This is a genomic window from Anaerosporobacter sp., assembly GCF_965301125.1.
Window position 1 is genome coordinate 1 of record NZ_CBDLAM010000057.1, and the last position, 12,671, is coordinate 12,671.

Here is a 12,671-nt window from a genome sequence, read left to right on the forward strand (position 1 = left end):
TTATTATAGTTAATTGATTTCTTAAAAAAAGAACAACTTTTCTACGCTGTATGCCATTTTGTGAACATATTTATATCCACATATGGCACACAGTTACGAAAAGTTTTTTTATTGCACTGTTTCTCCAATACTTATAACGGTATTACTATCCGTTCCTTTTTTATAAGAGAAGGTAACGGTACTGTCAACATCATATTTCAACATATCGATAACATTTCCAATCGTCACATCGAAGATTTCATCTGAGTTATTAAGCATCACATAGTAGTGAGAATTGCCATCAATTACTGCTTGTGCAATCTTAGTTATTGTTCCAGTAATGGTTAGTGTTTCAGATTCCTGTGAAACTGTAATACCTGAGTTGCGAAGAAGAGCAGTATAGGTCTTTTCGCATTCTAAGGCAGAATCACCGATTGCTACAACTTGGTATTTTGATATATTTACCATCGCATACTTTTTAACCAATCCAGCTTCATCTTTTAAGGCTATGAAATACGTTGGTTCATTATCAATATTAAGAAGTAGTGGGAAGGTTGCTTTATAACCGAGGTGTTGAACTTGCCCTTCAGCAGAGGACATAGCGGAATATTCTTCTGCACCAGAGATTGAATAATACCTTGTTTCGGCTGTACGTTGGTTCATAAGAATAAAACCAACATTAGATTCGTCACCACCAACACTAGTAACACCAGTATATACCCAGACATCGTCATCAAGGACAATATAATTATATCCTTCTGTTGTTTTAAGACAATCTTTCTGGCTGAATAAAGTGTTCCAGTACCCGTGTTTTAATGTACCATAATAATCATAGTAGCTTATTAATAAATCAGCAGAATATACGTGATCTATCCAAGTGGGAACATCTTCCACTTTATAATTGGTATGCTTACCAGTAATAGCATTAACAAGAACAACATTAGAGATTGTTTCACCACCGAAAAGACCAATGGTATAATCTTTCACAGGACATACCCAGTATGGAACACCAGATTCATCAATTTCAAAACTTGGCTCATCAAATATATAAGTCGGGTATTTGAATCGTAAGTATCTATAAATATTTCGCCCGAAATGATCTGATTTTGAGTATTTGATTCCGGATTCTAATTTAATACAGTCTACATCTTGAGTAGCCATATCGATACGGATGTAGGCAGGAATGCCTTCAGATTGATTACTTATCCATTTGTAAAGGCTACCATACTCTAAAGGAGTAACTCGAACTGGTGAGTTATTATAATTAATCTGAGTATAAGCATTACTTACTTCAAATTGCGAAACGTATTCTACCATGCTACCCATCTTTCTTGAACCAAGTAACGTTGCAGATTCCTTATCTAACAAAGGAATTTCATTGTATGAAATCTCTTCAATGTCAGTTGAAAAATCTCTTGTTTCAATATTGATAAGCTTTTGGTATTTTGAAGCATTTACAATAGGGGAAGAGAGAACACTTCCGATTATAAAGATAACAATTGCAACCAGTGTAATTCCAAAAGAGATTAGAACTTGTTTGCTCTTAAAATCAGAAGAATTAAGAGCTAGGTTATTGATATTTCGAATTTGGTCATGTGATTTGACATTCTTAATTACAGTAGTAATAAGACATAATATAGTAACAATAGCCAGAACACTGATTACAAAATACCAGAAGCCTTTCGCATGAATGTTAATAGGTGGGAGTGCTATATAATAATAAATGAATCCCACAATTAGTACTAGTAAAGCAACCAAAGCGATGCTTTTCGTTTTTTTCATAAACATCCTCCATTAATATATTCATTTATTTAATAGTAGCAAGATAAGTAAAAATGTCAATTAAAAAGGTGTGAAGAATATATAATTTTTATAAACAGCAAATTTAATGTTTCATTTTTTGAAGAAAACTGTTAGAATATACTGTAACTAATTAGTCATGACTATTTTGTAATGTTATCATTATTTATTACGACACAAGTAGTACGGCTATATAGTAATAATATACATGTTTCATTTAGATATAGAAGGAGATTTAGAATGCATATATTATTTATATCGTTAGGTTGCGATAAAAACCTCGTAGACAGTGAAGTGATGTTAGGCTTAATTAACCAAAAGGGATACATCATGACAAACGATGAGAACGAGGCTGATATTATCGTTGTAAATACATGCTGTTTCATTAATGATGCCAAAGAAGAAAGTATCAATACAATTCTTGAAATGGCAGAACTTAAGAAAACAGCAAATCTAAAGGCATTGATAGTGACTGGATGTCTTGCACAAAGATATAAAAAAGAAATCAAAGATGAAATTCCAGAAGTAGATGCTATTGTTGGAACGTCTAGTTATGAGAACATCGTTAAGGTAATTGAAGAAGCGCTTGAAGGAAAAACAAGTGAAAGCTTTGAAGATATTGATGTAACTCCAGAGGTGGAAAGCAAAAGAGTTTTAACAACTGGTGGATACTATTCTTATCTTAAAATTGCAGAAGGGTGTGACAAACACTGTACGTATTGTATTATTCCTAAGATTCGTGGTAAATTCCGTAGTGTACCAATGGAAAGATTAATTGCAGAAGCAAAGAGTCTAGCGGAACAAGGTGTGAAAGAGTTAATGTTAGTAGCACAAGAAACGACATTATACGGTGTAGATCTTTACGGTGAAAAGAGCCTACACAAATTACTTAAGGAATTATGCAAGATTGAAGGTATCGAGTGGATTCGAATTCTTTATTGTTATCCAGAAGAAATTACAGATGATTTAATCAAGGTTATGAAAGAAGAAGAAAAGATTTGTAATTATCTTGATATGCCTATTCAACATGCTTCTGATAACGTTCTTAAGAGAATGGGACGTCGTACAAACCGTCAGGAATTAATTGATATTGTAACAAAACTTAGAAAAGAAATTCCGGACATTTCATTACGTACTACTTTAATTACAGGTTTCCCAGGGGAAACAAGGGAAGATCATGAACAATTACTTGAATTTATTGATCAGATGGAATTTGATCGTCTTGGTGTCTTCACTTATTCTCCAGAGGAAGATACGCCTGCAGCCAATATGCCAGATCAAATTGACGAAGAAATTAAAGAAGAAAGAAAAGACGAATTAATGACATTACAACAAGAGATAGCTTTCGAACATGCTCAAAATATGGTTGGAAGAACTCTTAAGGTGATGATTGAAGGTAGATTGCCAGAAGATAATGTATATATCGGAAGAACCTATATGGATGCACCGAATATCGATGGTTATATCTTTATAAATGCGGAACATGAAATTATGTCAGGTGACTTCGTAACTGTAAAAGTTACTGGTGCTAATGATTATGATTTGACGGCAGAAATAGTATATTAACAGATTGAAAGGAGTGAGGTTTGGTGAACCTACCAAATAAATTAACGATAGCAAGAATTTGCATGATACCACTTTTCGTATTCTTCTTATTGACGAATATGGTACCATATTCTAATTATGTCGCAGTAGCTATATTCATTATAGCATGTTTAACAGATGCATTAGATGGGCATATAGCAAGAAAATATAATCTTATCTCTAATTTTGGGAAATTCATGGATCCATTAGCGGATAAATTATTAGTTTGCTCTGCACTTATCTGTTTCGTGCAACTACAATTAGTTCCGGCATGGATTATAATTGTTATCATAAGTAGAGAGTTTATAATAAGTGGATTTCGTTTAATTGCATCCGATAATGGAATTGTGATCGCAGCAAGTTGGTGGGGTAAATTTAAGACAACTGCACAAATGATTATGTCAATCTTATTAATTATTAATTTTGATGGTGCGTTTTTTAATGTCCTTGAACAAGTATTTATTTATGTAGCTTTAATATTAACAGTAATTTCGCTTATTGATTATTTAATAAAGAACAAGAATGTACTTAAAGAAGGGAGTAAATAACAATGGTAGTTGAATTAATTAGCGTAGGAACTGAACTTTTACTTGGTAATATTGTTAATACAAATGCAGCATACCTATCTGAAAAATGCGCAGAACTTGGTATGTCACTATACTATGAAGTAACTGTGGGTGACAATCCGGAGCGATTGCTTGATGCTGTGACAACAGCATGTAATCGTTCCGATATTGTTATTCTTACAGGAGGTTTAGGGCCGACGAAGGATGATTTAACTAAGGAGACCGTAGCGAAAGCATTGAATCTTTCTCTTGTAGAAGATAGTCATACAAGAGAAAGAATTGAGAAATATTTTGAAAGAAGTATTTACAAAGTAATAACAAATAACAATTGGAAACAGGCTGAGATTATTGAAGGCTGTAAGGTAATTGATAACGATAATGGAACCGCTCCAGGACTTATCGTTGAGACAAAAGAAGACAAGCGTGTTATCTTGCTTCCTGGACCACCAAATGAGATGATTCCTATGTTTGAAAAGGATATCTTTGATTATTTGAATCAGATTAGACCGAATGTAATCTTTTCTAAGATGGTTAAAATCAGTGGTATGGGCGAAAGCTTTGTTGAGACTCAGATTACAGATTTGATTGAAGCGCAGTCAAATCCTACAATTGCTCCATATGCTAAGTGTGGGGAAGTTCATCTACGTGTAACTGCAAGTGCACCTACAATAGAGGAAGCTAAGAAATTAGTGAAACCAGTTGTGAAAGAATTAAAAGAACGTTTTAAAGAAAATGTATATACAACTGATGAGGCAGAAACATTAGAATATGCAGTAGTTAAGCTACTTAAGAAATATGATTTGACACTGGCGACAGCAGAATCTTGTACAGGTGGTTTGTTTACTGGAAGAATAGTTAATGTTTCGGGTGCTTCTGATGTACTGAAAGAAGGCTTTATTACTTATTCTAACAAAGCTAAAAAGAAAAATCTTGATGTAAACAAGAATACACTGAAAAAATACGGTGCTGTAAGTGAGCAATGTGCCAAAGAAATGGCAAAAGGTGCAGCGATTAATACAGATTCTGATGTAGCGGTAGCAATTACAGGTATTGCTGGGCCAGATGGTGGAACAGATGAAAAACCAGTTGGTTTAGTTTATATTGGTTGTTTCGTGAATGGAAAGGTAACTGTCAAAGAATTCAACTTCAAGGGTAACCGTCAAAAGGTTCGTGACAATGCTGTTGTGTATGCGCTTGACCTACTTCGTCGTTGTATTCTTGATAATTACAAGTAAAGTTTAAGGGAGCAATTTCTTATTGAATAGAAATTTTACGAAAGATATCCGGTACTCCTTAATAAAAGCAATTTTTAATAAAATACCATAAAAATGACATAGTTTTGATTTATTGTAGAAATAGTTAAAGATATTGCATAACTATTCAGAATTATTGATTAGTCATTCCGTGGTGAATAGAAAGGAGCACATGCATGAAAAAGAAAAACATTTTAACATTAGTAACAATTGCATCAATTTCTGCCCTTGCAGTTACAGGTTGTAAGAAAGCAGATGATGCTACGAACAATAAGCAAGAAAATATGATAATTGAATCAACAAATGGTTCAACAGATCAAGATATTGATGAGTCTGACTCGAATACAGACACAACAGAGAATGAACAATCCGAATCATCGGATGCAGAGGCCAGAGTTGATAATAATAAAGTTGCTGAAGAAGATTCAAAAACAGAAACAAGTCAAGAAACAAGTGCGAATGAAGATGATAAAGACCCTTCAAATACTACAGCAAAAGCAGAAGTTGAACTTCCGATTTACACAATTAATGATGAATCATTAGAAACAGAAGATGCAATTGCATATGTTTCCGCGGATACTGAAATTACTGCTGAAGTTATTGTTGACGAAGTTGTGGAAGCTTTCAGTGCTAATTCATATGAAGTAAAGATTGGTAGTGTTTCACAAGAAGGAGATACAGTAATTGTTAATTTTATGAAAGGTAGTGCACCAGTAACAGGAGTAGGAGCTGGTGAAGAAGAAGCAACTCTTGATTGCATCTCTTATAGCCTACTTGACAATTTATCTACATGTAAGAAGGTAATCTTTCGTATAGATGGTGAAGCATATATGAGTGGACATATTCAATATGAAATTAATGAGCCACATATGACAGGTAATGAGAACTAAAAAGTTTAGGTCAACATCTCTTACTATAATGTAATTAAAGTTAGCAACGATGACCTAGCAAAAGGGGAATGTATGAATACGCAAACAGATTTGGTGAAAAATATTAATAATAAATATAACTCACTTAGCAAGGGGCAAAAGCTCCTTGCTAACTATATTTTAAACAATTATGATAAAGCGGTGTATCTAACTGCAGCTAAGATGGGAAAAATAGTTGGAGTAAGTGAGTCGACGGTAGTACGTTTCGCTATGATACTTGGATACGATGGGTATCCGAAATTTCAACGTGCGTTAGAAGAGATGGCGAAGAATAAATTGAATTCTGTTCAACGTATGGAAGTAACGTTTGATCGTATTAATAAGGACAACATCTTAAAGTTTGTTTTGCACTCTGATGCTGAGAAGATACGCCTTACTGCTGAAGAAATTGATGAAGAGGCATTTAAAAATGCAATTGAAATGTTATTGCATGCAAAGAAAATTTATATTATTGGTATTCGTAGTAGTGCACCTCTTGCAAGTTTCTTGAGTTATTATCTTGGATTAATCTTTGAACATGTAGTAATGATCCATTCCAATAGTACTAGTGAGCTATTCGAACAGCTTTATCGAATTAGTGAAGATGACGTTTTAATTGGAATAAGTTTTCCTAGATATTCAAGAAGTACGTTAAAAGCAATTGAATTCGCAAAGAATCGTAACGCTAAACTTATATCAATAACGGACAGTTATGCTTCTCCTATGACTAAATACAGTGATTGTAATCTTTTGGCGCGTTGTGATATGGCTTCTATAGCAGATTCAATTGTAGCGCCTATGAGTATAATTAATGCAATCATAGTAGGTGTATGTCAACAAAAACAAGAAGAAGTGGTTTCTACCTTTGCTTCTTTAGAGGAAATATGGAATGAATATCAGGTGTATCGATATGAAGAAGATGGAAATCAGACTACACTAGAGGAGAAGAATAATGAGTAAAGTGATTATTGTTGGTGGCGGTGCTGCTGGTATGCTTGCGGGTGTGTATGCAGCGAGAAATGGTCATCAAGTTACAATATATGAAAAGAATGAAAAATTAGGAAAGAAACTATATATCACAGGAAAAGGTCGTTGTAATATAACGAATGCTTGTGATATGGAGACATTGTTTGATCATGTTATGACGAACAGTAAATTCTTGTATAGTAGTTTCTATGCTTATAACAATTTTGACCTAATAGATTTTTTTGAAGAAATAGGATTGAAGACGAAGATTGAACGAGGTAATCGAGTTTTTCCGGAATCTGATAAGTCATCAGATGTAATTGGAGCACTTCATAGAGAGCTTCAACGACTTGATGTGAAAATCTCTTTTCATAGTGAAGTGAGTGAGGTTGTTGCTGAGGATGGTGTATGTATGGGAATTCGTCTAAAGGGTGATAAGAAGGTAATACACGCTGATGCAGTAATTGTTGCAACGGGTGGATTATCTTACCCTACAACAGGGTCAACAGGAGATGGTTACCGTTTTGCACAGAACATGGGACATAAAATTACGGAGTGTAATCCATCGTTAGTACCGTTTAATATCAAGGAATCATTTATTAAAGAATTACAAGGATTATCACTGAAAAACATTAAAGTTACAGTAACTGCTAAGAACAAAGAAATCTATAGTGATTTTGGTGAGATGTTATTCACGCATTTTGGAATTAGCGGTCCTGTTATCTTAAGTGCTAGTAGTTATGTAATACCTTATATTAAAAAAGGCGACATAAGCGTTGGTATAGATTTAAAGCCAGCGTTAACAGAAGAACAATTAGATGCAAGAATAATGCGTGATTTTGATGAGTTTATTAATAAACAATTTAAAAATGCATTAGATAATCTATTGCCAAGAAAGATAATACCGATTATAATTTCACTAAGTGGAATTGATCCGTATAAAAAAGTTAACGTTATAACGAAAGATGAACGAACGAAACTTGTTCATACGATTAAGAATATGAAACTATCTGTAGCCAGTCTTCGCAGCTATAATGAAGCCGTGATTACCAAAGGGGGAGTCTCTGTTAAGGAGATTAACACAACTACAATCGAATCTAAGCTAGTAGCGGAGTTGTATTTTATAGGTGAGGTATTAGATATAGATGCTTTGACAGGTGGATTCAACTTACAGATTGCGTGGTCAACTGCTTATGCGGCAGGAAATTCTATTTAATCCTTGTCTCGTAAGTAGCGAAGCAGAGTATAATTTCTGCTTTCACTAAATTTAGATAGATTGGAGCTAAACTATGGTTTACAGTATTGCAATTGATGGGCCAGCAGGTGCTGGTAAAAGTACAATCGCTAAGAAGATAGCAAAGGAATTAGGATTTATATATGTGGATACCGGTGCAATGTATCGTGCGGTTGCTCTTTATCTTATGAGAAATCAAATCACTGCAGATGAGAGTGAAAAAATTACGCAGGCGTGCAATGAGGTAAATGTGTCAATCGAATACGTAGACGGAGAACAACAAGTAATATTAAATGGAGAAAATGTCAATGGATTTATTCGTACAGAAGAAGTTGGCATGATGACTTCTGCTAGTAGTAAGAATAAAGATGTTCGTATGAAGATGGTTGAGCTACAAAGGCAACTTGCTAGTAAGACAAGCGTGGTAATGGATGGAAGAGATATTGGAACCTATGTATTACCAAATGCTGATGTTAAAATATATCTAACTGCTTCCTCCGCTGAGCGTGCAAGAAGAAGATATGTAGAATTAACTAAAAAAGGTGTGGCTTGCGATATTGCAGAAATTGAAAAGGATATTATAGCAAGAGATCATCAAGATATGACAAGAGAATTTGCTCCATTATGTCAAGCAGAAGATGCTATCTTAGTAGATAGTTCGGATATGACAATTGATGAAGTTGTTACAGAAATTATAGATATATTTAACAAGAAACAATAAGTGATCATTATGCTTAAAAGCGCATAATTAGAAAGGCTAGTCATTTTGACTGGGTGATATCGTGGAAGATAATAAAGTTAGAATAGCCACAAGTGCAGGCTATTGTTTTGGAGTACAAAGAGCTATTGATACCGTCTATAAACATATCGACAATGGAGAGACGGTTTATACATTTGGACCAATTATTCATAATGAAGAAGTAGTAAAAGATCTTGATAATAAGGGAGTTAAAGTAATTAATGACCTAGAAGAATTAAATGAATCGACTAAGGGAACAATAATTATTAGATCGCACGGAATATCAAAAGAAGTACAGGATAAGATAGAGAGTTCTAATCTGACAGTAGTTGATGCAACTTGTCCTTATGTTAAGAAGATTCATCGGATTGTTGATAAAAAATCAGTAGACGGAAGACATATTGTGATTATTGGAAGTTCAAATCATCCGGAGGTTATTGGAATACTCGGTTGGGCTAAAGGTCCAGTTACTGTAATAGAAAGTATTGAAGATGCGAATAATTTTAGCCTTGAAAAGGAAAAAAAGATATGCATTGTATCCCAAACGACATTTAATTACAAGAAATTTAAAGATATAGTTGAAATTATTTCAAAAAAGGGTTATGATATACTTGTTTTAAATACTATTTGTAATGCCACAGAGGAACGTCAGACAGCAGCTCGTGAATTAGCTTCACAGTCAGATGCTATGATTGTAATCGGTGGCAAGAATAGTTCGAATACTCAAAAGTTATATGAAATATGTAAAGAAGAATGTGAAGATACTTACTATATACAGACACTCAGTGACCTGGATTTAAATCAATTTAAATCTTTTCGTAGCGTAGGTATTACCGCAGGGGCATCAACCCCAAACAATATTATTAAGGAGGTTCATACGACTATGTCAGAAATGAGTTTTGAACAATTATTAGAGGAGTCATTAGTAACAATACACAACGGAGAGGTTGTAGAAGGAACAGTTATCGGTGTGAAAGAAGATGAAATCATCTTAAATATAGGTTACAAAGCAGACGGTATTATTACTAGAAGCGAATATACGAATACTCCTAATGTAGATTTAACTACAGTAGTATCTGTTGGGGATACAATGCAAGCTAAAGTTCTTAAAGTAAATGATGGTGAAGGACAAGTTCTTTTAACATATAAGAGATTAGCAGCAGAAAAAGGTAATAAGAGATTAGAAGAAGCTTTCAATAATAAGGAAGTTTTAACAGCTAAGGTAGCTGCTGTTTTAGATGGTGGTTTAAGTGTTGTTATTGATGAGGCAAGAATCTTTATTCCAGCTAGCTTAGTATCTGATTCTTATGAAAAGAACTTAGAAAAATATGCGGGACAAGAAATTGAATTCGTTATCAGTGAATTCAACCCAAGAAGAAGAAGAATTATTGGTGATCGTAAACAACTTCTTGTTGCTAAGAAAAAAGAGCTACAAAAAGAATTATTTGAAAAAATCAGCGTAGGAATGACAGTTGAAGGTACAGTTAAGAATGTTACAGACTTTGGTGCATTCATCGATTTAGGTGGTGCAGATGGTCTTCTTCATATCTCAGAAATGTCATGGGGTCGCGTTGAAAATCCTAAGAAAGTATTTAAAGTTGGCGATACTGTAAAAGTATTAATCAAAGAAATCGATGGAGAAAAAATCGCTCTTAGCTTAAAATTTGATAATACTAATCCATGGGTTAATGCAGCTGAAAAATATGCTGTAGGTACAGAAGTAACAGGTAAAGTAGCTCGTATGACTGATTTCGGTGCATTCGTAGAATTAGAAGCAGGAGTAGATGCATTACTTCACGTATCTCAAATTTCTAAAGAACACGTTGAAAAACCAGCGGACGTATTAAAAGTTGGTCAAGAAATCAAAGCAAAAGTTGTTGATTTCAATAACGATGATAAGAAAATTAGCTTAAGCATGAAAGCTTTAGAAGCAGATACTGAAACAGAAGAAAGTGTTGAAGAATAATAATACTTTCTAACGTTCAATGTGATTGACTTTTTAATTTGTTAGTTAAAGTACCGTGATGGTAGTTTAGTTAAAAAGACATTACAGAATGAATTGATTTTGTTCTGTAATGTCTAACATACAAATTAATAAGTCTTTTTTTATATACTGATTAAAACATACTATAAGGTGTTTTAGGCATGATTAAAGAATGTTATAGATGAAAGGTGAGTTGAAAGTTGATTGATAATTATGAAAAGTTTAAGGAACAAATTTTCAGGTTAACCACAATTGATTTGAATTCATATAAAGAAAAACAAATGAAAAGAAGAATTGATGCTTTAATAACAAAACATAATATAAATTCTTATAGTTCATTTGTTGATGCTATTAAGAATGATAAAGCGTTATATGATGAATTTGTTGCATATTTAACCATTAATGTATCGGAATTCTATCGGAATCCTGAACAATGGCAAATATTAGAGAGAGAAATTTATCCTTATCTTACGAGTCAATTCGGAAAGAAATTAAAGATTTGGAGTGCTGCATGTTCGACTGGTGATGAACCATACTCATTGGTAATGCTATTGTCTAAGTTCTTACCTTTAAATCAAATTAAGATAATTGCTACCGATATTGATAAGCAAATTCTTGAAAAGGCTCAATGCGGTTTGTATAATGATAAGAGTTTGAAAGGATTACCTAAGGAATTTGTTACAAAATATTTTACAAAAATTAATGACAGGTCTTATAAAATTAATGATGAGATTAAGCGTTGTGTTGAATTTAGAAATCATAATTTATTAAAAGACCCTTATCCAGATTCTTGTGACTTGATTGTTTGCCGTAATGTTTTGATTTATTTTACAGAAGAAGCTAAGGAGGATATTTACAAGAAGTTTAATAACTCCTTGAAAAAAGAGGGTATTCTATTTGTTGGTAGTACAGAACAGATTATCCAACCGCAAACATTAGGATTTGAATCATTTAAATCTTTCTTTTATAAAAAGATATAGGAATTCATATTTGATATTGACAAAATTTATTAGATACGTTAACATAAAAAAGCTGTGTAGAACTTCAGTAGTCTATTGTATACTGAAGTTCTTATACGTTGTAACAACCATTTATAGCGCATGATATACAATGGATTTGTCAGAATGGAGTTTACTATGGAACAATGTAAAGAAATCGAAAGAACCATTATTACGACATATCGAAAATCAATTTGGAGAAAGTTCATTGAAGCAATTGAAGAATATGATTTGATTCATGATAAAGATAGGATCGCTGTTTGTATCACAGGTGATAAAGATTCATTATTACTTGCTAAATGTATGCAGGAACTAAAACGACATGGAAAGATTAGCATAGATCTTGTGTTTTTTATGCCTACTATTGGATATAATAAGAAAAACTGTCACGAAATAATGGAATATACGAAGGCCATAGATATTCCTCTAATCATGACCGATCATGTTAAAGATCTTGATTGCAATAAGATTGCTTTATGTCATCATTTTAATAATGTAATTGAAACCTTATTAATGGGTATGCTATATGATGGACAGGTTGGGACGATGATGCCAAAACAAAAGAACCAAAATTATGAAGGATTGGAAGTAATTCGACCATTGTATCTGGTAAAAGAAGAGGCTATACTAAGATGGTCTGAAAGGAATCAACTACATTAC

The 12,671-nt window shown here is 33.3% G+C and carries 11 protein-coding genes; 10 read left to right on the forward strand and 1 reads right to left on the reverse strand.

The features are described from left to right. Window positions 1–108: 108 nt before the first annotated feature. Window positions 109–1,761: a CvpA family protein gene (locus tag ACW2QF_RS08340; RefSeq protein ID WP_455715542.1), complete on the reverse strand. Its 1,653-nt coding sequence runs from the start codon at window positions 1,759–1,761 to the stop codon at window positions 109–111. A 258-nt stretch (window positions 1,762–2,019) separates the two neighbouring features. On the opposite strand from ACW2QF_RS08340, the gene rimO reads away from it, so the two are divergent. The 10 genes from rimO to ACW2QF_RS08390 form a co-directional block, all read left to right on the forward strand. Continuing rightward, window positions 2,020–3,345, forward strand: a complete 1,326-nt coding sequence (rimO, locus tag ACW2QF_RS08345; RefSeq protein ID WP_455715543.1) for a 30S ribosomal protein S12 methylthiotransferase RimO — start codon at window positions 2,020–2,022, stop codon at window positions 3,343–3,345. Window positions 3,346–3,368: 23 nt separating this feature from the next. Beyond that, the gene (gene pgsA / locus ACW2QF_RS08350) at window positions 3,369–3,911 is read left to right on the forward strand and encodes a CDP-diacylglycerol--glycerol-3-phosphate 3-phosphatidyltransferase (RefSeq protein WP_455715544.1); all 543 of its coding nucleotides are present in this window, start codon (window positions 3,369–3,371) and stop codon (window positions 3,909–3,911) included. Between the two features lie 2 nt (window positions 3,912–3,913). Continuing rightward, window positions 3,914–5,164, forward strand: a complete 1,251-nt coding sequence (locus ACW2QF_RS08355; protein WP_455715545.1) for a competence/damage-inducible protein A — start codon at window positions 3,914–3,916, stop codon at window positions 5,162–5,164. Window positions 5,165–5,358: 194 nt separating this feature from the next. Continuing rightward, window positions 5,359–6,072 (forward strand): hypothetical protein, encoded by a 714-nt coding sequence (locus ACW2QF_RS08360; protein WP_455715546.1) that lies wholly within the window; start codon window positions 5,359–5,361, stop codon window positions 6,070–6,072. 72 nt (window positions 6,073–6,144) lie between these two features. Then, the gene (locus ACW2QF_RS08365) at window positions 6,145–7,050 is read left to right on the forward strand and encodes a MurR/RpiR family transcriptional regulator (protein ID WP_455715547.1); all 906 of its coding nucleotides are present in this window, start codon (window positions 6,145–6,147) and stop codon (window positions 7,048–7,050) included. Next, on the forward strand, window positions 7,043–8,272 hold the full coding sequence (locus tag ACW2QF_RS08370; protein WP_455715548.1) for an NAD(P)/FAD-dependent oxidoreductase: 1,230 nt from the start codon (window positions 7,043–7,045) through the stop codon (window positions 8,270–8,272). The genes ACW2QF_RS08365 and ACW2QF_RS08370 overlap by 8 nt, the downstream gene beginning before the upstream one ends. 73 nt (window positions 8,273–8,345) lie before the next feature. After that, on the forward strand, window positions 8,346–9,011 hold the full coding sequence (gene cmk / locus ACW2QF_RS08375; protein WP_455715549.1) for a (d)CMP kinase: 666 nt from the start codon (window positions 8,346–8,348) through the stop codon (window positions 9,009–9,011). A gap of 61 nt (window positions 9,012–9,072) precedes the next feature. Beyond that, window positions 9,073–10,995, forward strand: a complete 1,923-nt coding sequence (locus ACW2QF_RS08380) for a bifunctional 4-hydroxy-3-methylbut-2-enyl diphosphate reductase/30S ribosomal protein S1 (protein WP_455715550.1) — start codon at window positions 9,073–9,075, stop codon at window positions 10,993–10,995. 218 nt (window positions 10,996–11,213) lie between these two features. Next, on the forward strand, window positions 11,214–11,993 hold the full coding sequence (locus ACW2QF_RS08385) for a CheR family methyltransferase (RefSeq protein ID WP_455715551.1): 780 nt from the start codon (window positions 11,214–11,216) through the stop codon (window positions 11,991–11,993). A 156-nt stretch (window positions 11,994–12,149) separates the two neighbouring features. After that, window positions 12,150–12,671, forward strand: a 522-nt coding sequence (locus tag ACW2QF_RS08390; RefSeq protein WP_455715552.1) for an ATP-binding protein, incomplete at its 3' end; no start/stop codon positions are given.